Raw genomic sequence first — 22,195 nt, forward strand, 5'->3', positions numbered from 1 at the left:
CTGCCCCTGCGGCCGCACTCTTCCGCCGCCCCGCGAAGCCGGATAGAGGAGCGGCCATGACCGACATCGCTTCGCTTCCCTATCGCCACTGTGCCGGCGTGATGCTGCTCAACCGCCATGGCCGCGTGTTTGTCGGCCAGCGGCTCGATTCGGTGGTCGAGGCCTGGCAGATGCCGCAGGGCGGGATCGATCCGGGCGAAGACCCGCTCGAAGCCGCCTTTCGCGAGCTGTGGGAAGAAACCGGCGTGGTGCGCGATCTGGTGGAACTGGTCGCGGAGGCGCCCGACGAGCTTTTCTATGACCTGCCCGACGATCTGATCGGCAAGATCTGGAAGGGCAAATGGCGCGGCCAGCGGCAGCGCTGGTTCCTGTTCCGCTTTCTGGGCGAGGACGAGCAGATCAACATCGTTACCGCCGAACCCGAATTCCGCGCCTGGCGCTGGGCCGAGCCGGCGGAACTCCCCGAGCTGATCGTGCCCTTCAAGCGCGCACTGTATCAGCAGATCCTTGAGGTCTTCGCGCCGCACTTGCCGGAATAGGGGAAGTCAGGGGCGCCTGATGGAGTGCATCAGGGCGCTCGCGGCGATCGCGATGGCGCCTTCCTGCACCGTGAAGTTTAGGAAGTTTAGGCTAAAGCACGTTTCTCGGATGGAGACAGCACCCCCATCGTCATGCCAGCGCAAGCGCGGCGAAGTTTAGGAAGTTTAGGCTCACGCGCGATCGGCTCGCTTCGCGAAGTTCAGGAAGTTTACGGTTTCGCGCAGCGTGTGAAGTTCAGGAAGTTGAGGCCCACGCGCGATCGCGGGGGCTGTTGCTGCGTTCAACGAATTCAAAGAGCCGGGCCGCCAGCAGGTAGCCCGGAACATATGGCGAACAACGCCACGAAAACAAGGGGATGGCGGGCGCCTCCGCCCGCTTCGCCCGCTAGAAAAGCGGCTGCTGCTCCGGCGAGGGCGCGGCGCCATGGCGGCTGGGCATGACGGCAAAGGAAAGGCCGGTCACGATGCCCAGCACCAGGCCCGACGCAACGCCGCCCACCAGCCCGCGGAACGCGATCTCCAGCGATCCCGGCGCGCTGCTGCCCACGGACGCTGCGATATAGATGCAGGGCAAGGCCGCCCCCCATCCGACCGCGTTGGTCGCCACCCACCAATGGGCGTTGCGGGCGACGCCGCGCAGCACCAGCGCCTGTACCGCCCCGAACAACAGCCCCACGCCCAGCCCGAATCCGGCAGCGGTCAGCGCGGTCTGGAACAGGGTCTGCACCGGCGGCATCAGGTTTTCGCCATCGGCGGGCGGGAAGACCGCATACCAGGCGCCGATCGTCCAGAGCGCGACAGCAACGAGCGTCGTCACCAGCGCCCAGCGGCCGGGCCGCAACGCGGGGAACTGGCGGCGCAAGGCCCAACCCTGGAGGAACCCGAGCACGGCGCCTTGCAGCAGTCCGCTCGCGCTCTTGGCGATGAACATGGCGATTTCAGCACCTTGCCCGGTCGGCACCGGATCGAACCGGTCGACGGTGGTCCACCACAGCACGGCCGTGGCGATGCCGAGCAGTTCACCCGCGGCGCACGCTTCCATCCATCGGGTGAAGCCGTCGTCTTCCTGCATTGCGCCCCTCCCGGTCCCGCAGCACCCGCGCGGCACCGCCGGTACCTAGATTGCCCCGGTCCGTTCTGCGACAATCAGGGTTAACTCGGCAATCCCTGAAATAACCAAAGCTGCCGAAGAAGCTGCCCAAAAGTGCTAGTGCCAGCGGTCCGTCAGAAAGGCGCTGCGATCCTTATTCGAATTCGAGGATCGCCGCGTCCACCACGAGGCTGTCGCCGGCACCGAAATTCGCCGCCTTCACCACCCCGGCGCGTTCGGCGCGCAGGATATTCTCCATCTTCATCGCCTCTACCACCGCGAGCGGCTGCCCCGCCTCCACCTTATCGCCGGGGGCAACGTGCAGGCGGGTGAGCAGACCCGGCATCGGCGCGAGCAGGAACTTGCTCATGTCGGGCGGGATCTTTTCGATCATGTGGCGGCGATAGCCGGCGATATGCGGCTGATAGACTTCCAGCCGGTGCGCGGCGCCGTGGGCGGTCAGCTTCCAGCCGGTGCGCAGCCGGTCGACCGCCACCGCGAAGGGCACACCGTTGATCGTCGCGGCGAACTGCGGCTCGCCCGGCCGCCAGGTCCCGGTCAGCAGGATCGGCGCGCCGGCACCGTCCACCTGCCAGCCTTCCGCCTGTTCGGTGACGTGCAGCGTCCATTCGTCCTCGCCCAGCCGCACGACCCGTGCCTGGCCGCTCGACACTGGCCCGTCGAGCTGGCCGGAAATGCCGGCTGCACGCTCGGCGCGGATCCGGTCGAGCACCGCTGCGACCGCCGCAAGCTTGCGCTGAAGCTCCGGCGCGGCCGGGGCACCGTGGAAGCCCTCGGGATATTCCTCGGCGATGAAGCCGGTGGTGAGCTCGCCCGAGCGGAAGCGCGGATGCTGCATGATAGCAGACAGGAAATCGATATTGTGGCCGATGCCGTCGATGCGGAACTGGTCGAGCGCCTGCACCTGCAGGTCCGCCGCCGCGTCGCGGGTCGGCGCCCAGGTGATCAGCTTGGCGATCATCGGATCGTAGAACATGCTGATCTCGGAGCCTTCGGTGACGCCGTCGTCGACGCGGATATAGCCCTCGCCCGCTTTTTCGGCCGCAGGTGGCCGGTAGCGCACCAGGCGCCCCGTGCTCGGCAGGAAGCCGCGATAGGGATCCTCGGCATAGACGCGGTTCTCGATCGCCCAGCCGTTGATCTTCACATCCGCCTGCCCGAAGGCGAGCTTTTCGCCCGCCGCAACGCGGATCATCTGTTCGACCAGATCGAGCCCGGTGATCGCCTCGGTCACCGGATGCTCCACCTGCAGGCGGGTGTTCATTTCGAGGAAGTAGAAGCCCTGCCCGGTCTTGTCGGCGCCGGATACGATCAGCTCGACCGTGCCCGCGCTGTAATAGCCGACCGCCCGCGCCAGCGCGACCGCCTGCTCGCCCATCGCCTTGCGCATTTCAGGCGTGACGAAGGGCGACGGCGCCTCTTCGACCACCTTCTGGTGGCGGCGCTGGATCGAGCATTCGCGCTCGTTGAGGTAGACGATGTTGCCGTGCTGGTCGCCCAGCACCTGGATTTCGATATGGCGTGGGCTTTCGATGAACTTCTCGATGAACACGCGGTCGTCGCCGAAGCTCGCGAGCCCCTCGCGCTTGGTCGCCTCGAAGCCTTCGCGGACATCCAGCTCGCTCCAGGCCAGCCGCATGCCCTTGCCGCCGCCGCCGGCCGAGGCCTTCATCATCACCGGATAGCCGATCTCGGCGGCAATCCGCACCGCATGCTCCGTATCCGCGATCTCGCCGACGAAACCGGGGACGACGTTCACGCCCGCCTGCTTGGCGAGCTTCTTCGATTCGATCTTGTCGCCCATCGCGGCGATTGCGCCGGGCGGCGGGCCGACGAACGCGATGCCCGCCTCGGCACAAGCCTTGGCGAAGCTCTCGCGCTCGGAGAGGAAGCCATAGCCGGGGTGGATCGCGTCGGCGCCCGTCGCCTTGGCCGCAGCAAGGATCAGATCGGCCTTGAGATAGCTCTCCGCCGCCGGCGCCGGCCCGAGCCGCACCGCCTCGTCCGCCATCCGCACATGCGGCGCGCGGGCATCCGCATCCGAATAGACCGCGACCGTGGCGATGCCCATCTTCCTGGCCGTACGCATAACCCGGCACGCGATTTCGCCACGGTTGGCGACGAGGATTTTCTTGAACATTAGCGGCTCCGCTGATGTGTAATGCTATTGGCAATCGTCTGCCCCAGCACCATGCTAAGGACAAAATAGGCAAATCCGCCGATTATCAGCGTCATGCCTCTCGCCTCCGGCGACCATCGCTCAAGAATGGTATTCGCCAGCAGGGTCCATATCAGCCAACCGAATACCAACATGGGGAGGCCTACTGCGAATTTGATCCATTTGATCCGATTCACTACTCCGCCGCCTCCAGCTCCACCTTGCACTCCGCGGCCATCGGCGTGAGCCCCAAGCGCGCGAACAGTGCGGCGTCCTTGTCGTCGCCGGCATTGCCTGCGGTCAGCAGCTTGTCGCCGGTGAAGATCGAGTTGGCGCCTGCTAGGAAGCACAGCGCCTGGGTGGCATCGCTCATGCTCTCGCGGCCGGCCGACAGACGGACCATCGAGCGCGGCATGGTGATCCGCGCCACCGCCACGGTGCGGACGAACTCGATATCGTCGATCTTGGCGAGCGGCGTGTCGGCCAGCATGTCGCCCAGCACCGTGCCCTTTACCGGCACCAGCGCGTTGACCGGCACGCTGCCCGGATGCACCGGCAACGTCGCCAGCGCATGGATGAAGCCCACCCGGTCGCCGCGCGTCTCGCCCATGCCGACGATGCCGCCGCAGCACACGTTGATGCCCGCCTCGCGGACATGCTCCAGCGTTTCCAGCCGCTCCTCGAAGCTGCGGGTGGTGATCACCTCGCCGTACCGCTCCGGCGAGGTATCGATATTGTGGTTGTAGTAATCGAGCCCGGCATCGGCGAGCGTCTTTGCCTGGCTGTCAGTGAGCATGCCGAGCGTCATGCAGGTTTCCATGCCCATCGCGCGGACGCCCTTCACCATCTCGACAATGGCGGGCATGTCGCGGTCCTTGGGGTTGCGCCAGGCGGCGCCCATGCAGAAGCGGGTCGAGCCATGGTCCTTGGCCTGCGCCGCCGCCTGCAGCACTGCGCGCGGGTCCATCAGCTTGGTCGCCTTCAGGCCGGTATCGGCATGGGCCGACTGGCTGCAATAGCCGCAATCCTCCGGGCAGCCGCCGGTCTTGATCGACAGCAGCGTCGAGCGCTGGACCTGATTGGCCGGGTGGTTGGCGCGGTGGATTGCGGCCGCGCGGAACACCAGCTCGGTGAACGGCAGGTCGAACAGCGCGGCGATTTCCTCGCGAGTCCAGTCGGTACGAATTGGCTGATTTTCAAACACAGATCGATCCATCAAATTGGAGAGGAGGCGCAGAGCGCCAGGCGAATCTCGCCGTCCTTGCGTTTAAGCCGCCTGTTGCATAGCAATTTCTGCACCTTCGCCGTCGACCGTTGCAGCAGGCCCGGGCTCTGCCGGGCCATAGCCGCGCCGGCGCGTTCTCCCTCAAGGCTGGACGGTGCATCGCGCTCGATTACCGGAAAAGGAAAAAGGGCGTATGGCGTCAATCCATTCAGCCAAAAGCGGCCCATTTCGTCATCGATTGGCATATCGATCGATTGAACCGTCGCCAGAAACCGCGCGGCCGCATCTTTTCGAATTAGATAGGCCTGCGCCCCATAGGGGTCGGTGAGGAAGCGGATGACGTTCCGCGTACGCCAAAGACCAAGAAATTCCGAACGCTTCCAGTATTTGGCGTACAGCCGCATGTAACCGATGTCGTTGCTGTCACAAAAGGCGGAAAGCGCCGCGAAGTCGAAAGCGGTATCGACCCAGACGTCGTCCTCCAGCACCAAGAGCCATTGCGCGGGTGACGAACGGACAAAGGCATCCAGAACCGACAGATGGCTTTTCGCGCATCCGATTTCGCCGTTTGTCAACGTTCGTCCAAACAACAGCCTCTGGCGATCAGCATCCGGTTCGACTGCGCAGGGCGTGTCTTTGTCGCAGGCATCGAAAAAATGCCACGCATGCGGAAATGCTTTGAGGGCATCTTGCACCGCCGAACGGCGCGCAGTTTGATTGCGCAAACTTATAATGCGCACGTCCAGCACAGTCATTTCCCAAGCCCCCCAATAATGCAACCTGCCGGTTTTACCGAGTTACGCCACCGGCAGCTAGCAGACAGGTGCGGGAGCGAGCTTGGGGTCACGCCGCCAGTTCCCCGGAGGGGGGCATGTTGTGCCCCAGCAAGCGGAGCACTTCTGCCGCCGCCTTAACGACATTTGTGCCGGGGCCAAAGATGGCCTGTACGCCCGCCGCGCGCAGGAACTCATAATCCTGCGCCGGAATCACGCCGCCGGCGATGACGCGGATGTCGCTGCGCCCCGCTTCGCGCAGGCCGCGGATCAGTTCGGGGATCAGCGTCTTGTGCCCGGCGGCGAGGCTGGAGGCACCGACCACGTCAACGCCGCTCTCCAGCGCGAGCACCACGGTTTCCTCGGGCGTCTGGAACAGCGGGCCGCTGACGACCTCGAATCCCATGTCCGAAAAGGCAGAGGCGATGACGTTGGCACCGCGATCATGCCCGTCCTGCCCCATCTTGGCGACGAGCATGCGCGGCTTGCGGCCAAGGCGGCGTTCGACCGCCTCGACGCCGCGCACCACTTCGGCCCAGCTATCGTCCTCGGCATAGGGGGCGGCATAGACGCCCTGCACCGGGGTGGGGACGGTGGCATAGCGGCCGAAGGCATCCTCCATCGCCGCGCTGATTTCGCCGAGGGTGGCGCGGGCGCGGGCGGCTTCGACGGCGAGCGCGAGGAGGTTGTTCTCGAGTCCCTGGGACGCTCCGGCTTTCGCCGCTGCCCGCAGCTTCGCCAGCGCCGCCTGGCATGCCGCCTCGTCGCGGCCCGCCTTAACGCGCTGGATGCGGGCGATCTGCGCCTCGCGCACTGCGGCATTGTCGACCTCTAGAGTCTCGAGCAGTTCCTCGTTCGCCAGCCGGTATTTGTTGACGCCGACGATCACGTCCTCGCCGCGATCGACGCGCGCCTGCCGGGCGGCGGCGGCTTCCTCAATCATCGCCTTGGGCCAACCCGCTGCCACGGCCTTGGCCATGCCGCCCTCGGCCTCGACCCGCTCGATGATCTCCCAGGCCTTGTCGACCAGCTGCTGCGTCAGGCTCTCCACATAATAGCTGCCGCCCAGCGGATCGACGACCCTGGTCATCCCCGTTTCTTCCTGCAACACGATCTGGGTGTTGCGGGCGATGCGGGCGGAGAAGTCGGTCGGCAGCGCGATCGCTTCGTCGAGCGCGTTAGTGTGGAGGCTCTGGGTGCCGCCCAGCATCGCCGCCATCGCCTCGATCGTGGTGCGGATGACGTTGTTGTACGGGTCCTGCTCGGTGAGCGACACGCCGCTGGTCTGGCAGTGGGTGCGCAGCATCTTCGAGCGCTCGTCCTTCGCACCCAGCTGCGTCATCACCCGGTGCCACAGCACGCGCGCGGCCCGCAGCTTCGCGACTTCCATGAAGAAGTTCATGCCGATCGCGAAGAAGAAGCTGAGGCGCCCGGCGAACTTGTCGATGTCGAGGCCCGAGGCGACGCCGTATTTCACATATTCCATGCCGTCGGCGATGGTGAAGGCAAGCTCTTGCACCTGCGTCGCCCCGGCTTCCTGCATGTGATAGCCAGAGATGGAAATGCTGTTGAATTTCGGCATCTTCGCGCTGGTATAGGCGAAGATGTCGGAGATGATCCGCATGCTCGGTTCGGGCGGGTAGATATAGGTGTTCCGAACCATGAACTCCTTCAGGATGTCGTTCTGGATCGTCCCTTCCAGCTTCTCCTGCGGAACCCCCTGCTCCTCGCCCGCGACGATGAAGAAGGCGAGCACCGGAATCACCGCGCCGTTCATCGTCATCGAGACGGACATCTGATCGAGCGGGATGCCGTCGAACAGGATCTTCATGTCCTCGATCGTGTCGATCGCCACGCCCGCCTTGCCGACATCGCCGACGACGCGGGGATGATCGCTGTCATAGCCTCGATGGGTGGCGAGATCGAACGCGACCGACAGGCCCTTCTGACCGGCGGCGAGGTTGCGGCGGTAGAAGGCGTTCGATTCCTCGGCGGTGGAGAAGCCGGCATATTGCCGGATCGTCCAGGGACGGCCGGCATACATCGACGCGCGCACGCCGCGGGTGAAGGGCGCGAAGCCGGGCAGGCCGGGGTCGACCTCGGCGACGTCGGCGGCGGTGTAGAGCGGCTTGACGGCGATGCCTTCCGGCGTCTGCCACGTCAGGTCAGCGCCCTTCACTTCCTTCGCGGCAGCGGCGGACCATTGGTCGAGGGTGGGGTTGTCGGTCATGCTCCCTCTCCCCCTGTGGGAGAGGGAGGGAGCGCGCGCAGTGCGCGGAAGGGTGAGGGGGACAGGGGCGAAGAGGCTACGTCCCCCTCACCCTTCCCACCGCCTGCGGCGGCGGGCCCCTTCCCTCTCCCACAAGGGGAGAGGGAGAAAAGATCAATGCTCCCCACGCGGCGTCTCCATGATTTCGGTGAGCACTCCGCCCATGTCCTTGGGGTGGACGAAGAAGATCGGCGTGCCATGCGCACCGATGCGCGGTTCGCCGAGGACCTTGCAGCCCTTGGCCTCAAACCATGCCTTGGCTTCGTGGATGTCGGACACTTCGTAGCAGAGGTGGTGCTGTCCGCCCGCCGGGTTCTTCGCGAGGAAGCCATGGATCGGCGACGCCTCGCCCAGCGGCTCGATCAATTCGATCTGGCTGTTCGGCGTATCGACGAAGCACACCTTCACGCCTTGCGCCGGCAGGTCGAACGGCGCGCGGATCACCGTTGCACCCATCACGTCGCGATAGAAGGCGATCGACGCTTCGATCGACGGCGTGGCGACGCCGACATGGTTGAGACGGCCCAGTTTCATGGCATTCCTCAATCAGGCCCGCATCAAAGCGGGATGTTGTCGTGCTTCTTCCACGGGTTCTCGAGCTGCTTGTTGCGCAGCTTGCGTAAGCCCAGCGCGATCCGGCGGCGGGTGGAGTGCGGCATGATGACCTCGTCGACAAAGCCCTTGCTCGCCGCCACGAACGGGTTGGCGAAGCGCGCCTCGTACTCGGCAGTCCGCTTCGCGATTTCCTCCGGCGTCTTGCCGCGGAAGATGATCTCCACCGCGCCCTTGGCGCCCATCACCGCGATTTCGGCCGTCGGCCAGGCATAGTTGAGATCGCCGCGCAGATGCTTCGAGCTCATCACGTCATAGGCGCCGCCATAGGCCTTGCGGGTGATGACCGTGATCTTCGGCACCGTCGCCTCGGCATAGGCGAACAGCAGCTTGGCGCCGTGCTTGATGATGCCCGAATGCTCCTGGCCGACACCCGGCAGGAAGCCGGGCACGTCGACAAAGGTGACGATCGGAATTTCGAACGCATCGCAGAAGCGCACGAACCGCGCGGCTTTTTTCGAGGCGTTGATGTCGAGGCAGCCCGCCAGCACCATCGGCTGGTTCGCCACCACGCCCACGGTGCGCCCCTCGATCCGGCCGAAGCCGATCAGGATGTTGCCGGCATGGCCCGGCTGCAGCTCGAAAAACTCGCCTTCGTCGAGCGTCTTCCGGATCAGCTCGTGCATGTCGTACGGCTGGTTGGCGCTGGGCGGGATCAGCGTGTCGAGGCTTTCATCGATGCGATCCCAGGGATCGTCGCACGGCCGCTCGGGCGGTGCCTCGCGGTTCGAGGCCGGCAGAAAGTCCACGAAGTCGCGGGCCGCGAGCAGCGCCTCGATATCATTATCGAAGGCCACGTCAGCGACCCCCGACTTCGTGGTATGCGTCACCGCTCCACCCAGCTCCTCCTGCGTGACGATCTCGTTTGTAACGGTCTTCACTACATCCGGGCCGGTGACGAACATGTACGATGAATCCTTCACCATGAAGATGAAGTCGGTCATCGCGGGGCTATACACGGCGCCGCCGGCGCACGGCCCCATGATCAGGCTGAGCTGGGGCACGACGCCCGAAGCGAGCACGTTGCGCTGGAATACCTCGGCATAGCCGCCAAGGCTGGCCACGCCCTCCTGAATGCGCGCGCCGCCGCTGTCGTTCAGGCCAATCACGGGCGCGCCGACCTTCAGCGCCATATCCATGATCTTGCAGATCTTCTGCGCGTGCCGTTCCGACAGCGAACCGCCGAACACGGTGAAATCCTGGCTGAACACGAACACGAGCCGGCCGTTGATCGTGCCCGAGCCCGTGACCACGCCGTCGCCGGGGATCACCTGATCCTGCATCCCGAAATCGGTGCAATTGTGCTCGACATACATGTCGAGCTCCTCGAAACTGCCCTGGTCGAGCAGCACCTCGATCCGCTCGCGCGCGGTCAGCTTGCCCTTGGCGTGCTGCGCGTCGATGCGCTTTTGCCCGCCACCCAGGCGAGCGGCCGCGCGGCGGCGTTCCAGTTCCTCGATCGTCGACGACATCGGCATCTCTCTCCGTGGCCGCGCCTTCTGCAACGGGCCATGCCATGGCGGCAAATGCAATGTTGCAAAGTTGCGTTGATCAGGTTTGCGGAATATCAAGGCATATGGCCAGCAACCCCGCTATTGCGCCCCGCCGCCGCCTGTTCGAAGGCTTTCGCCTGCGCGAATTGCGGCGCCGGCTGGGCATCCCCCAGGCGGGCATGGCGCAGCGGCTGGGCATATCGGTATCCTATCTCTCGCAGATCGAGAATAACGACCGGCCGATCACCGATGTCGTACTGCTCGCGCTCGCCCGCGAATTTCCGGTCGAGGCAGCGGAGATCAACGGCGAGGCCGTGACCGCAGCACTGCTCCGCGCCATCGACGCCGCGACCGACAGCAGCATTCCTGCCGACCGGATCGAGGAAGCCGATGTCCGGCGCGGCATCGAGCAGCAGCCCCTGCTGGCCCGCCGCATGGTGGCGCTGCACGACGCGTGGCGCCGCAGCCAGGAGCAGTTGCGCGTGCTCGATGACCGGTTCGATACCGGCTCAGGCGATGCCGCCCCCCTGCCCTGGGAGGAAGTGCGCGACTGGTTTCAGGCCGAGGGCAATTATATCGACGCGATCGACCGGTCGGCGGAAACGCTGGCCGATGCGCTGGCACTCGACGACGACAATATGATCCGCGCGTTCGAGGATCGACTGCGGCTGTGGCACGGCGTCCGCGTGATCGGCAGCACGCCCGAGAGCGGCGACCTCAGCCGGTTCGACGAGGCGACGCGCACACTCGCGCTCGATTATGCCCTGCCGCCCGAAAGCCGCGCGTTCCTGCTCGCGCATCGACTCGTGCGCTACGAATTTTCCAACGAGATGCGCGCGGTTATAGACGGCGCCGGCCTGGCCTCCCCGGCCGCGCGCGAGTTGCTGAGCGTAGGGCTGGCGAATTACGCGGCGGGTGCGCTGCTGATGCCCTATGGCCGGTTCCGCGCCGCCGCCTATGAAGTGCGGCACGATATTGACCGACTGCGCCAGCGCTTCGCGGTCAGCTTCGAACAGGCATGTCACCGGCTGTCGACCTTGCAGCGACCGGGCGCGCAGGGACTGCCGGTGTTCTTCTGCCGCGTCGACATGGCGGGCAACATCACCAAGCGCCATTCGGCCACGCGCCTGCAGTTCGCGGCGCTGGGCGGCGCCTGCCCCTTGTGGATCGTGCATGAAGCGGTGGCGATCCCCGACCGCATTCTCGTCCAGCTTGCCGAGATGCCGGACGGGACACGCTATGTCTCGATGGCCAAGGGGCTGGTGAAACCCTCGAGCAGCTTCACCCGGCCGCCGCGCCGCTACGCCGTGGCGTTGGGCTGCGAGGAGGAACATGCCGCGGACTTCGTCTATGCCGACGCGCTGCGCACCGGGGGTTCGGCGACGCCGATCGGCGCCTCGTGCCGTATCTGCCCGCGCATGGACTGCGACCAGCGTGCCTTTCCGCCGGCGGGATCGGCGATCGAGATCGATCCCGACCGGCGACGCGCGGTGCCATACGGGTTTAGGTAAGGCTCTCAGCCTCCCCTCCCTGCAAGGGAGGGGCCGGGGGTGGGTGCGCGCGTCTGCGCGCTCCAAAGACTATCCTCCCTAACTGACAGCGAGTCCCGCCGCCTGACGGCGGCGGACCCACCCCCGCCCCTCCCTGCGATGCAGGGAGGGGAGAGAAAAAGCCAAACAGGATAAGCGGAGATGTCAGCGTCCGCTGGCAAGACGACGGGCACGACCGACGGTGCAATTGCCCTCCCCCGCCCTTTCATGGCATACCCGACACTCGAAAAGCACAATCCGGAGAGGTTCCATGGCCACCACCCTTGCCCAGAAGCCGCAGGTCAGCGACGCCGAATGGGAGGCGCGGCAGCAGCTCGCCGCCTGCTACCGCGTGTTCGACATGCTCGGCTGGTCGGAGATGATCTACAACCACATCACCGTGAAGCTGCCGGATCAGGACGGCGCGTTCCTCATCAACCCGTTCGGGCTGCATTTCAGCGAGGTAAAGGCATCCAACCTCGTCAAGATCGACATTGACGGCAACAAGGTGGACGACTCGCCCTATCCGGTGAACCGCGCCGGCTTCGTCCAGCATGCGCTGTTCCACCGCCATTTGCCCGACGCGCATTGCATCATGCACAGCCACACCACTGCCGGCATGGCGGTCGCGTCACTGGAAGGCGGGCTGCGCGCGACCAATTTCTACGCCTGCAACTTTATCGGCCAGATCGCCTACCATGATTTCGAAGGTGTGACCGTGCGCGAGGAAGAGGGCGAACGGCTGCTCGCCAATCTGGGCGACAAAAGAGTGATGCTGCTGCGCAATCACGGCATCCTGGCGATGGGCCGCACCCTGCCCGAGGCGTTCATCAAGCATTGGGCGCTGCAACGCGCGTGCGAGATCCAGGTCGCGACGATGGGCATGGGCACGCCGATCGAGATTTCGCCGGAGGTCGTCGCCGTCCACCAGCGCGACCTGCACATGGCGCAGGTGCCGGGCGGCCCGGGCGCCGCGGACTTCGCGGCGATGGTGCGGCTGGTCGACCGGATCGACCGGAGCTGGCGGGAATAGCCCGCCAGCTACCCAACTTCCCTCACGCCGCCAGCGAGTAGTTCTTGTATTGCTCGCGGATCGCCATCTTCAGCAGTTTGCCGGTGGCGGTGTGCGGCAGGCTGTCAACGAAATGGATTTCGTCCGGCAGCCACCATTTGGCGACATGGGCGGCCAGATGCGCCTGGATGTCCTGCGCGGTCACGCCGCTATCGGGCTTGCGCACCACCAGCAGGATCGGCCGCTCCTCCCAGCGCGGATGATGCACCCCGATCGCGGCCGCTTCGGCAACGCCCGCACAGCCGACTGCGCAATTCTCCAGTTCGACCGAGCTGATCCACTCGCCGCCCGACTTGATGACGTCCTTGGCCCGGTCGGTGATTTGCATCACGCCGTCGGGATGGAGCACGGCCACATCGCCGGTATCGAACCAGTTGTCGGCATCGACCGCCGGCTTCTCCTCGCGATAATATTGCCCGATCACCCAGGGCCCGCGCACCTGCAGCCGGCCCGAGCTCTTGCCATCGCGCGGCAGGACATTGCCTTCATCATCGACGGTGCGCAGCTCGACGCCGTACGGCACCTTGCCCTGCTTGCTCACCTGATCGACCTGCGCGTCGAAGCTGAGCTCTTCCCAGTCGGCGGAGGGCGCGCCCATGGTGCCGATCGGGCTCGTCTCGGTCATGCCCCAAGCGTGGTTGACGCGCATCCCCATGCGCATCAGCCGCTCGATCATCGCACGCGGCGCCGCCGATCCGCCGATGGTGACGATCTTCAGATGCTCGGGCGTGATCCCGGTCGCGTCGATGTGCTGGAACATCGCAAACCAGACGGTCGGCACGCCGGCCGAATGCGTCACCTTCTCGCGGTTCATCAGTTCGCACAGGATCTTTGGATCGTTGAGCGCCGAGAAGACCAGCTTCGCCCCCACCGCCGGTGCCGCCCAGGGCAGGCCCCAGCCGACCGCATGGAACATCGGCACGATCGGCATCGCCACCGACTGGGTGGAAAGATCGAACTCTGCCGGCTGCAATTCGGTGAGCGCATGGAGCACGGTCGAGCGGTGGGTGTACATCACCCCCTTGGGATTGCCGGTGGTGCCGCTGGTGTAGCAGAGCATCATCGGCTCGCGTTCGTCGCCCTTGACCCAGGCATAGTCGCCATCTTCCCTGGCGATCCACGCCTCGAAGCCGTCGGGGCCGAGATCGTCGAAGCAGATATAGTGCTCGATCGTCTTCCACTGCGGCTTCAGCCGCTCGACTACGGCCGCGAACATCCGGTCGTAGAGCAGCACCCGGTCTTCGGCATGGTTGGCGATATAGGCGAGCTGGTCGTCGAACAGGCGCGGGTTGATGGTGTGGATCAGCGCCCCCATGCCGGTGGCGCCATACCAGGCGACGAGGTGGCGGCCATGGTTCATCGCCAGCGTTGCGACGCGGTCGCCCTTTTGGACACCCAGCCGCTCCAGCGCCTGCGCCATCCGCCGCGCGTCGTGCGCGATGCCGGCCCAGGTGGTGCGGGTCTCGCTACCGTCGGCCCAGCGCGTGACGATCTCGCGCGGCCCATGTTCGCGCGCGGCGTGATCGAGGAGCGTGGATACCCGAAGTTCGAAATCCTGCATGCCGCCCAGCATATGCCTCTCCATTGCGTGGCTGTTTTGCAGGAGGATAGGCCGGATTCCGGGGGGAAGTCGAGAGGGCGAAGGGTTACATCGTGTTTCCGGAAAACGACGTACCGGACGATGGATCCCATCAGCGCGACCGTCGCCCCAGCGAAAGCTGGGGCCTCCCGTTGCAGCCCAAACCGTCGCGGCGAGCTGCGGGAGATGCCAGCTTTCGCCGGCATGACGGCATAGGTTAGGCCGCCGCCGCCAGCTTCATGCTCGCGGGCATCAGCGACGCCGCCTTTACCCCCGGCAGCGCCTCGATCCGTGCGGCCAGCTCGGTATCCAGCCGGAAGCCGCGGCCGAGCATCACCGTCGCCTCGCCGCCGTCGATCGGCGCATGGACCAGGATTTCTCCCCTGCCCCCACCGCGCAACTCGCCGACCAGCTCCGCCAGCCGCGCCGGCACCGCCGGGTCCTCGATGCGGATTTCCATCACGAGCTGCGTCGTGCCTGCCAGCGTATCGAAGGGCTGCACCCGCTTCACTGCCGCACGCGGCGTGTCCTCGCCCGGTCGCTTGTCCAGCTCCAGCGTCAGGATCGCGCAGCCGGCGCCCTTGGCGCACTCCTCCATGTCCTTCGCGATCAGCTCGTCGAAGCACGAGGTCTGGATCTGCGCGCTCCGGTCGGAGATCGACGCCATCAGATAACGGTTGCCGCGCGCCGAGGTGCGATAGCGGCAATCCTCGATCAGCGCGGCGATCTGCGCGTTCACCCGCGCGCCTTCGGGGATGTTCATTTCCGGCAGCGAGGCGATGTCGCGCACGCCCTGCCCCCGGAACAGATGCTCGTATCGATCGAGCGGATGCGCCGAGAAATAATAGCCGAAGGCATCCTTCTCGGCGTTGATCTTGTCGGACATCGTCCACACCGCGTCGCGCGGGACGGTGACGCCGCCGCCCGCCGGCTCGGCATCGCCGAACAGGCCGCCCTGCCCGCTGATCCGGCTGGCATGGTCGCGCTGCGCAACCGCAAGGATCGTCTCCGCCGCCGCATGTACACCAGCGCGATTTGCTTCGATGCTGTCGAACGCGCCCGCCGCGGCGAGCGTTTCAAGCTGCCGTTTGTTGAGCACGCGCGGATCGACACGCTTGGCGAAATCGTCGAGGCTGGCGAAGCGGCCCTTGGCCTCGCGCTCCTCGACCAGCAGCTCCATCGCCCGCTCGCCCACGCCCTTCAACGCGCCCAGCGCATAGCGCACCGCCAGCCCCTCGCCCTGCGCCTGCACGGTGAAGTCGGCCTCGCTCTCGTTGATGTCGGGCGGCAACGCGTCGATGCCCAGCCGCCGCATATCGTCGGCGAACACCGCCAGCTTGTCGGTCTGGTGGATATCGTACGCCATCGACGCGGCGAAGAATTCGTGCGGATGATGCGCCTTCAGCCACGCCGTCTGATAGGCGAGCAGCGCGTACGCCGCGGCGTGCGACTTGTTGAAGCCGTAGCCGGCGAACTTGTCGATCAAGTCGAACAGCTCGTTCGCCTTGGCGGCGGAGATGTCGTTCACCTCCTTGCAGCCCTTCACGAAAATGGCGCGCTGCGCGTCCATTTCCGCCTTGATCTTCTTGCCCATCGCGCGCCGCAGCATGTCTGCGCCGCCCAGCGTATAGCCGGCCAGGATCTGCGCGGCCTGCATTACCTGTTCCTGATAAACGAAGATCCCGTAGGTCTCCTTCAGGATCGGCTCCAGCAGGTCGTGCGGATAGACGATCGGCTCCCGCCCGGCCTTGCGCGCGCCGAAGGTCGGGATGTTGTCCATCGGGCCCGGGCGATAGAGCGAGACGAGCGCGACGATGTCGCCGAAATTGGTCGGCCGCACCGCCGTCAGCGTGCGCCGCATGCCTTCGGATTCGAGCTGGAACACGCCCACCGTGTCGCCGCGCTGGAGCAGGGCGTAGACGCCTTCATCGTCCCAATCGAGCCGGTCGAGATTCACATCGACCCCGCGCTTGGCGAGCAGTACCACCGCCTTTTTCAGCACCGACAGTGTCTTCAGGCCGAGAAAGTCGAACTTCACCAGCCCCGCGCCTTCGACATTCTTCATGTCGAACTGGGTGACGGGCATGTCCGAGCGCGGATCGCGGTAGAGCGGCACCAGCTGGGCGAGCGGCCGGTCGCCGATCACCACGCCCGCGGCGTGCGTCGAGCTGTGGCGCGGCAGGCCTTCCAGCCGCATCGACAGGTCGATCAGGTTCTTCACATCCTCATTGCCATTATATTCGGCAACGAATTCGCTGACGCCGTTGAGCGTGCGCTCCAGCGTCCACGGGTCGGTCGGGTGGTTGGGGATCAGCTTGGCGAGACGATCGACCTGACCATAGCTCATCTGCAGCACGCGGCCGACGTCCTTGATCACGGCGCGCGCCTTCATCGTACCGAAGGTGATGATCTGCGCTACATGATCGCGGCCGTATTTCTCCTGCACATAGCGGATCACTTCGCCGCGCCGGGTTTCGCAGAAGTCGATGTCGAAGTCGGGCATCGACACGCGTTCCGGGTTGAGGAAGCGTTCGAACAGCAGCCCCAGCTTGAGCGGATCGAGATCGGTGATGGTCAGCGCCCAGGCGACCGCCGAACCCGCCCCCGAACCACGCCCCGGGCCCACCGGAATGTCGTGCGACTTCGCCCACTGGATGAAGTCCGCAACGATCAGGAAGTAGCCCGGGAACCCCATCTGAATGATGATGTCGAGTTCGAACTGGAGGCGCTGGTTATAGACCTCCACCTCGGCCGGATCGGTGATGCCGGCGAAATCGAGCCGGTCCTTCAGCCCGGCCCAGCTCCGTTCGCGCAGCATCGCCGCCTCGCCCTCGCGGTCGCCGGCGAGGCTGGGCAGGATCGGCTTGCGCTTCGGTGCGGCATAGGCGCAGCGCTGGGCGACGACGAGTGTGTTGGCGATCGCCTCGGGCAGGTCGGCGAAGTCGCGCTGCATCGTCTCGGCCGGCTTCAGCCATGCCTCGGGCGAGGAGCGCGGACGCTCGTCACTGGCGATGTAGGACGAATTGGCGATGCACAGCATCGCGTCATGCGCCTCATGGAAACCGGAATCGGCAAAGCAGGCCGGGTTGGTGCCGACCAGCGGCAGGTTGCGCGCATAGGCAAGGTCGATCAGCTTTTCCTCGGCGCGCGCCTCGACATCGTCGCCCCGCCGCGAAAGCTCGATATAGAGCCGGTTCGGAAACAGCCCTTCAAGCGCCGTCGCATAGGCCTCTGCCGCCCGGTCCTGGCCCTCGGCATAAAGCCGCGCCAGCGCGCCCTCGCCGCCGGCGGTCAGGCAGAGCAGCCCATCGGTCCGCCCTTCCAGCGCCGCGAAGGGGACATGCGCATCCTCCTCGATCGGCCGGTCGAGATGCGCCTGCGAGACGAGATGGCAGAGATTGGCATAGCCGGTCTCGTCCTGGGCATAGAGCGCCAGCCAGTCGATCGGCACATTGGCACCTTCGGCCAGGTTCGATCGCTTGACCGCGAGCAGCGTGCCGATGATCGGCTGGACGCCTGCCTTTTTGCACGCATCCGAAAAGCTCATCGCGGCATAAAGGCCGTTGCGGTCCGCCACCGCGATCGCAGGAAAGCCGTGGCTTTTCGCGTGCTTGGCGATCGCCTTGGGGTCGATCGCGCCTTCCAGCATGGTGAAGGACGAAAAGACCCTGAGGGGGACGAAACCGGAATGCGCCATGCCGGAACCTTGGGGTCCAGCGGACGATTTGCCAACCCGCAAGCGCCTGCTGTCCACAGAATTTCCCGATCGTTACGGGGTTGCCCTTAACGCGCGGTATCGGATGGGAACCCTCCGAACTGGCGACTCACCGGTCTCGGCGCCAGTGTTTGGTTAACGGCCGGAAAGCATTCCCTCCCTTGGCTTTCCGGCCGTCCCCGTCCGGACTGGTGCATGCAGGCACTTACTTCGGCGGGTAGTACAAACGTTTGTGCCGTTCTCCGGGGCGGCGCGGGTAAAGCGAGTTCGAGCCGATGAACGCCCTCTATCATGGCAGCGCGATCTGCGAAGTCGATGCGGAAGGCAAGGTGCCGGTTCCCGACTTCGTCGCCGATGCCCTCCACGAGGAAGCGGGCGATCTCGTCGTTGCCAAGCATGAATCCGACCGTTGCCTCGTCGCCTACAGCCGCGGTCAGTTGAAGCGCTTGCGGGCACGCGCCGAACGGCGGCGGCGGTTGGAAGAAAGCCGTGGCGACGATGCGCGCAATCACTATGGCCGGATGCGCCGCACCTTCGGCCTTTCCGACCGGCTGGCCTGCGATGCCGAAACGCTGCAGATTTCCCCGGCCATGCGCCATCTCGGCCGCATCGACGGGCTGGCGCTGTTCGTCGGCACGGGCGACGGCTTCGAAATCTGGAACCCCGACATCGCGCTGCAGAGCGAGGACGAGCAGTTCCGGAGCATCGCCGAATTCCGCCTGCGCACCCGCAAGCCCACCCAATCGTCTCAAGGAGTATCGTAAGATGACGCTGCTGTGCACCATCACCGGGCATGTCGCGGCGAGCGAGCATCGTCGGAACCAGGGCCTGGAGTTCAGCCAGTGCCATCATTGCGGGTGCGACCTGATCCGCACCGAGCATGGCGACTGGACGCAGGTGCCGCGTGGCATGCGGGTGGTGTGGCGCGAAGCCTCGCGGTTCGGGGATTCGGCAGCGGTGGCTGATCGCATGAATCGCCTTTCGCGGCCTCCGCGGCGGCGCGTGCCCCGCAACGGCCCTGCGACCAGCTATCGCGATCCGCGCGGCGGCTCGTTCGACGGCGCCACGGCGATGCTGTCGATGCTCGCCCATCTCGGCCGGCTGGTCAGCGGCGACGAGCGCGACGATGCCGCGCCGCCAGCACAGCAGCGCCCGATCCAGCTACCCGGCACACTGCACTGAACGAAGGGGTTAGCGGCTGAACTTCGCCGCCAGTTCGATATGGGTCGACCAGCGGAACTGCCCCACCGGCTGCACCCAATCCAGCCGATACCCGGCCTTGCACAATGTCTCCGCATCGCGGGCGAAGGTACTGGGATTGCACGACACATAGACAATGTGCGGCACGGCGGACGCGGCCAGCGCCTCCACCTGCTCGCGCGCACCCGCCCGAGGCGGATCGAGCACTACCGCGTCGAAATTGCCCAGCTCGGCCGATGTCACCGGGCGGCGAAAAAGGTCGCGATGGTCGGCGAAGACCGTACGGCCCGCGCGTGCACCTGCAGCCGTCAGCGACAGGATCGCGTCGCGCGCCGCCTCGCCTGCATAGACGCGCGCGCCTTCCAGCGCGAAGGTGAAGGTGCCCAGTCCGGCAAACAAATCCGCCACATTGCGGGCGCCCCCGACGACCTCGCGCACGCACGCCACCAGCGCCGCCTCGCCTTCGGGCGTCGCCTGCAGGAAGCTGCCGCTCGGCATCGGTACCGGCACGCCCCCCAGCGTGATCGTAACCGGCTCCGGTTCCCAGCGGGCGGTGGGGCCGAAGCCCTCGTCGATCGCGAACCGCGCCAGCCGCTCTGCCTGGGCGAAGGCGGTGATCGCTTCCGCAGCGGCGAGGCCATCGGGATCGATGCCTTCGACCAGCACGTCACGGCCCTGATCGGTCTGGGCGAGGTGGACATTCACACGCCGCGCGTCAGGCAGTAGCGTCATGAACAGCCGCCGCAGCGGGGCGAGCAGCGCGAACAGGTCCGGCGCCAGAATATGGCATTCAGTCAGGTCGATCAGCTTGTGGCTGCCCGCCTCGGTAAAGCCGATTCGCACCTGTTTGCCGCGCCGTTCGGCATGGAGCGTGGCCCGCCGGCGCGTGCGCGAGGCGGAGAGCAAAGGCGTACGAATCTCCGCCGACAAGCCCTGCGCCGCCAGCGCCGAGCCGACCCGATCGGTGATGAAGCGGCTCCAGGCCGCATCGTCGAGATGCTGGAGCTGACAGCCACCGCATTGCGGGAAGTAGCGACAGGGCGGCTGCTGGTGGTGCGGGCCGGGCAGAACTTCGCCCGCCGCCGTCACGCGGTCGCCCGGCGCCGTCAGCGGGAAATGCCGGCCGTCCGCCGTCACGCCATCGCCACGCGCGGCGACGCGCACCACTTCCACTTCGCTCACAGACATTCGGCAATCGCTTCCGGCAGTTGAGCGACGAGCTGATCGGCGAAAAATGCCGGCCCCGCAAGCTGCGCCGCGCGGCCATGCAGCCAGGCCGCCGTCGCCGCTGCGACAACCCCGCCCGCGCCGCCCGCCACCTGCGCGCCGAGCAGGCCCGCCAGCACATCGCCGGTGCCCGCCGTGGACAGCCAGGAGGACGCGCCCGACAGCACGCGCACCGTGCCGTCCGGGCTGGCGATCACCGTGTCGGCCCCCTTGTGGACGACAGTGGCATTGGCGCGCCGGGTCGCCTCCAGCGTGCGATCGATCTTGCTGCCGTCGCCGGTGAACATCCGGTCGAACTCGCCGGCATGCGGGGTGATCCAAGTCGGTCCGGCGCGCCGCGCCAGCCAGTCGGGCGCGGTCGTGCCGAGCAGGCTCAGCGCGTCACCATCCAGCACCAGCGGCTTGTCCACCGCCATCGCCGCGCGCAGGAAGGTTTCCGCGCGCCGATCGCGGCCCAGTCCCGGCCCCAGCACCACGGCGTCGATCCGGTCCCAGGCCAGAAATTCGGTAAGATCCTCGACCGTGACGATGCCGCGCCGCACCAGCGCATCCGGCCCTGGCCCCCGCACGTCCGGCCCTGCGAGCACGACATAGCCTGCTCCGCCCGCCATCGCCGCCCGCACCGCCAGCCGCGCCGCTCCCGGCATCGCGCCTTCGACCACCGCGACAAGGCCGCGGCTATATTTGTGGCTTTGCGGCCCCGGCGCCGACAGCTTCGGCCGTGCGACGCTCTGCCACCGGCCGGTGACAGGGATACCGATGTCCGCGAGCAGCACATGGCCGCACCGTGCCAGCCCCTCGTCGAGCAGGTGCGCGGGCTTGAGCGCGCCCAGCGCCACCGTCACGTCGATGCCGGAGGGACAGCCGAGATCGGCGCCGGTGTCGGTATCGAGCCCCGAGGGAATATCGATCGCCACGCGGAACGCAGCCGCCCCGCACAGCTCGCGGAAGATGGCACCCAGGCTGCGCTCCAGCGGACGGGCAAGCCCGGTGCCGAACAGCCCGTCGACCAGTACCGGCCGCGCCTTGGCGGCATAGAGCGAGGTCGTCTCGCCGCCCCAGCGCGCGTGCATTTCCGCCGCAGCGCCGGCCTTGGGTGCGCCCGATGCAGCTACCAGCACGTCCAACCCGGCTGCCTTCAGGTGTCGCGCGGCGACATAGGCATCGCCGCCATTATTGCCGGGCCCTGCAAGCACCAGCACCGGGCGCCCGGTGGCAAAGCGCACCACTTCGCGCGCCACCGCCGCGCCGGCCCGCTCCATCAATTCGGCCTGCGGCACCCCGCGCGCGAACACCGCCTCCTCGGCGGCGCGCATTGCGGCGGCGGTCAGGATGGGGGCGCCCGCGGGGATCACCGGCTCGCCACCGTGCGGATCGTCGCGGGCAGGCGATAGCGCATGTCGCCGATCGCCACTTCGATCTCATGGGGACCTACGGGCGTGACCTGCGCCGGTTCGGCGCCGTCGGCCGCGACCACGCCGCGCCCGTCCTGCGTCACCAGCAGCCGGCGGAACCCGCCATCGGGGTGGCGCAGCGTCAGGAACAGCCCGTCCTGGGAATAGACCCGGTCGATGGCGCAGACGAAAGCGAATTGCGTGGCACCGGCGGCGGCGCAGGCGATCTTGCCCTCCGCCCGCGCCATCGCCTCGGCATTGGCCCGCTTGCGGGCCTCGGCGACCTTGTCGGTCACCTG

At 66.4% G+C, this 22,195-nt stretch carries 18 protein-coding genes; 5 read left to right on the top strand and 13 right to left on the bottom strand.

Annotated features, from left to right (window positions below):
• Positions 1 to 56 precede the first annotated feature (56 nt).
• Complete coding sequence (locus ACT53M_RS03495; protein ID WP_476231486.1) at positions 57 to 539, top strand: RNA pyrophosphohydrolase; 483 nt, start codon at positions 57 to 59, stop codon at positions 537 to 539.
• Between the two features lie 385 nt (positions 540 to 924).
• Here ACT53M_RS03495 and ACT53M_RS03500 read toward each other — a convergent pair whose 3' ends face one another.
• From ACT53M_RS03500 to ACT53M_RS03535, 8 genes are all read right to left on the bottom strand, one after another.
• Positions 925 to 1,611 (bottom strand): hypothetical protein, encoded by a 687-nt coding sequence (locus ACT53M_RS03500; protein ID WP_476231487.1) that lies wholly within the window; start codon positions 1,609 to 1,611, stop codon positions 925 to 927.
• 172 nt (positions 1,612 to 1,783) lie between these two features.
• Positions 1,784 to 3,790 carry an acetyl-CoA carboxylase biotin carboxylase subunit gene (locus ACT53M_RS03505; RefSeq protein WP_476231488.1) on the bottom strand — a complete coding sequence of 669 codons (2,007 nt, stop codon included), beginning with the start codon at positions 3,788 to 3,790 and terminating at the stop codon, positions 1,784 to 1,786.
• Positions 3,790 to 4,005, bottom strand: coding sequence for a hypothetical protein (locus ACT53M_RS03510; RefSeq protein WP_476231490.1), 216 nt, complete (start codon positions 4,003 to 4,005; stop codon positions 3,790 to 3,792). Before ACT53M_RS03510 ends, ACT53M_RS03505 begins: the two co-directional genes overlap by 1 nt.
• On the bottom strand, positions 4,005 to 5,024 hold the full coding sequence (gene bioB / locus ACT53M_RS03515; RefSeq protein WP_476231491.1) for a biotin synthase BioB: 1,020 nt from the start codon (positions 5,022 to 5,024) through the stop codon (positions 4,005 to 4,007). Before bioB ends, ACT53M_RS03510 begins: the two co-directional genes overlap by 1 nt.
• The gene (locus ACT53M_RS03520) at positions 5,024 to 5,788 is read right to left on the bottom strand and encodes a glycosyltransferase family 25 protein (RefSeq protein WP_476231492.1); all 765 of its coding nucleotides are present in this window, start codon (positions 5,786 to 5,788) and stop codon (positions 5,024 to 5,026) included. The genes bioB and ACT53M_RS03520 overlap by 1 nt, the downstream gene beginning before the upstream one ends.
• A gap of 88 nt (positions 5,789 to 5,876) precedes the next feature.
• Complete coding sequence (gene scpA, locus ACT53M_RS03525) at positions 5,877 to 8,036, bottom strand: methylmalonyl-CoA mutase (RefSeq protein WP_476231493.1); 2,160 nt, start codon at positions 8,034 to 8,036, stop codon at positions 5,877 to 5,879.
• A 153-nt stretch (positions 8,037 to 8,189) separates the two neighbouring features.
• On the bottom strand, positions 8,190 to 8,609 hold the full coding sequence (mce, locus tag ACT53M_RS03530) for a methylmalonyl-CoA epimerase (protein WP_476231494.1): 420 nt from the start codon (positions 8,607 to 8,609) through the stop codon (positions 8,190 to 8,192).
• 23 nt (positions 8,610 to 8,632) lie between these two features.
• Entirely contained in the window at positions 8,633 to 10,159 is a 1,527-nt protein-coding gene (locus ACT53M_RS03535; RefSeq protein WP_476231495.1) for an acyl-CoA carboxylase subunit beta, read from the bottom strand.
• 104 nt (positions 10,160 to 10,263) lie between these two features.
• On the opposite strand from ACT53M_RS03535, the gene ACT53M_RS03540 reads away from it, so the two are divergent.
• Complete coding sequence (locus ACT53M_RS03540) at positions 10,264 to 11,691, top strand: helix-turn-helix domain-containing protein (RefSeq protein WP_476227548.1); 1,428 nt, start codon at positions 10,264 to 10,266, stop codon at positions 11,689 to 11,691.
• Positions 11,692 to 11,980: 289 nt separating this feature from the next.
• Positions 11,981 to 12,742: a class II aldolase/adducin family protein gene (locus ACT53M_RS03545; protein WP_476231497.1), complete on the top strand. Its 762-nt coding sequence runs from the start codon at positions 11,981 to 11,983 to the stop codon at positions 12,740 to 12,742.
• A gap of 22 nt (positions 12,743 to 12,764) precedes the next feature.
• Here ACT53M_RS03545 and ACT53M_RS03550 read toward each other — a convergent pair whose 3' ends face one another.
• Together ACT53M_RS03550 and dnaE are read right to left on the bottom strand one after the other, a co-directional pair.
• Positions 12,765 to 14,354: a long-chain fatty acid--CoA ligase gene (locus tag ACT53M_RS03550; RefSeq protein ID WP_476231498.1), complete on the bottom strand. Its 1,590-nt coding sequence runs from the start codon at positions 14,352 to 14,354 to the stop codon at positions 12,765 to 12,767.
• A gap of 223 nt (positions 14,355 to 14,577) precedes the next feature.
• Positions 14,578 to 18,057 (bottom strand): DNA polymerase III subunit alpha, encoded by a 3,480-nt coding sequence (gene dnaE / locus ACT53M_RS03555; protein WP_476231499.1) that lies wholly within the window; start codon positions 18,055 to 18,057, stop codon positions 14,578 to 14,580.
• 293 nt (positions 18,058 to 18,350) lie between these two features.
• Between dnaE and ACT53M_RS03560 the strand changes: the two genes are divergently transcribed.
• Entirely contained in the window at positions 18,351 to 18,839 is a 489-nt protein-coding gene (locus ACT53M_RS03560) for a hypothetical protein (RefSeq protein WP_476231500.1), read from the top strand.
• 1 nt (position 18,840) lies between these two features.
• Complete coding sequence (locus ACT53M_RS03565; RefSeq protein WP_476231502.1) at positions 18,841 to 19,257, top strand: hypothetical protein; 417 nt, start codon at positions 18,841 to 18,843, stop codon at positions 19,255 to 19,257.
• A gap of 9 nt (positions 19,258 to 19,266) precedes the next feature.
• On the opposite strand, the gene ACT53M_RS03570 is transcribed toward ACT53M_RS03565, so the two are convergent.
• The 3 genes from ACT53M_RS03570 to ACT53M_RS03580 are packed head-to-tail and all read right to left on the bottom strand — an operon-like array spanning position 19,267 to position 22,192.
• On the bottom strand, positions 19,267 to 20,457 hold the full coding sequence (locus tag ACT53M_RS03570; RefSeq protein WP_476231503.1) for a class I SAM-dependent RNA methyltransferase: 1,191 nt from the start codon (positions 20,455 to 20,457) through the stop codon (positions 19,267 to 19,269).
• The gene (locus ACT53M_RS03575; RefSeq protein ID WP_476231504.1) at positions 20,454 to 21,857 is read right to left on the bottom strand and encodes an NAD(P)H-hydrate dehydratase; all 1,404 of its coding nucleotides are present in this window, start codon (positions 21,855 to 21,857) and stop codon (positions 20,454 to 20,456) included. The genes ACT53M_RS03570 and ACT53M_RS03575 overlap by 4 nt, the downstream gene beginning before the upstream one ends.
• Entirely contained in the window at positions 21,854 to 22,192 is a 339-nt protein-coding gene (locus ACT53M_RS03580; protein ID WP_476231506.1) for a hypothetical protein, read from the bottom strand. The genes ACT53M_RS03575 and ACT53M_RS03580 overlap by 4 nt, the downstream gene beginning before the upstream one ends.
• Positions 22,193 to 22,195: the final 3 nt, after the last annotated feature.

The sequence above is a fragment of the Sphingomonas sp. DMC6 genome (assembly GCF_056314225.1).

Bases quoted from the DNA above. Each gene is read 5' to 3' on its own strand.
- ACT53M_RS03495 (WP_476231486.1), top strand. From the start codon at position 57: ATGACCGACATCGCTTCGCTTCCCTATCGCCACTGTGCCGGCGTGATG.
- ACT53M_RS03500 (WP_476231487.1), bottom strand. From the start codon at position 1,611: ATGCAGGAAGACGACGGCTTCACCCGATGGATGGAAGCGTGCGCCGCG.
- ACT53M_RS03505 (WP_476231488.1), bottom strand. From the start codon at position 3,790: ATGTTCAAGAAAATCCTCGTCGCCAACCGTGGCGAAATCGCGTGCCGG.
- bioB (WP_476231491.1), bottom strand. From the start codon at position 5,024: ATGGATCGATCTGTGTTTGAAAATCAGCCAATTCGTACCGACTGGACT.
- ACT53M_RS03520 (WP_476231492.1), bottom strand. From the start codon at position 5,788: ATGACTGTGCTGGACGTGCGCATTATAAGTTTGCGCAATCAAACTGCG.
- scpA (WP_476231493.1), bottom strand. From the start codon at position 8,036: ATGACCGACAACCCCACCCTCGACCAATGGTCCGCCGCTGCCGCGAAG.
- mce (WP_476231494.1), bottom strand. From the start codon at position 8,609: ATGAAACTGGGCCGTCTCAACCATGTCGGCGTCGCCACGCCGTCGATC.
- ACT53M_RS03535 (WP_476231495.1), bottom strand. From the start codon at position 10,159: ATGTCGTCGACGATCGAGGAACTGGAACGCCGCCGCGCGGCCGCTCGC.
- ACT53M_RS03540 (WP_476227548.1), top strand. From the start codon at position 10,264: ATGGCCAGCAACCCCGCTATTGCGCCCCGCCGCCGCCTGTTCGAAGGC.
- ACT53M_RS03545 (WP_476231497.1), top strand. From the start codon at position 11,981: ATGGCCACCACCCTTGCCCAGAAGCCGCAGGTCAGCGACGCCGAATGG.
- ACT53M_RS03550 (WP_476231498.1), bottom strand. From the start codon at position 14,354: ATGCTGGGCGGCATGCAGGATTTCGAACTTCGGGTATCCACGCTCCTC.
- dnaE (WP_476231499.1), bottom strand. From the start codon at position 18,057: ATGGCGCATTCCGGTTTCGTCCCCCTCAGGGTCTTTTCGTCCTTCACC.
- ACT53M_RS03560 (WP_476231500.1), top strand. From the start codon at position 18,351: ATGAACGCCCTCTATCATGGCAGCGCGATCTGCGAAGTCGATGCGGAA.
- ACT53M_RS03565 (WP_476231502.1), top strand. From the start codon at position 18,841: ATGACGCTGCTGTGCACCATCACCGGGCATGTCGCGGCGAGCGAGCAT.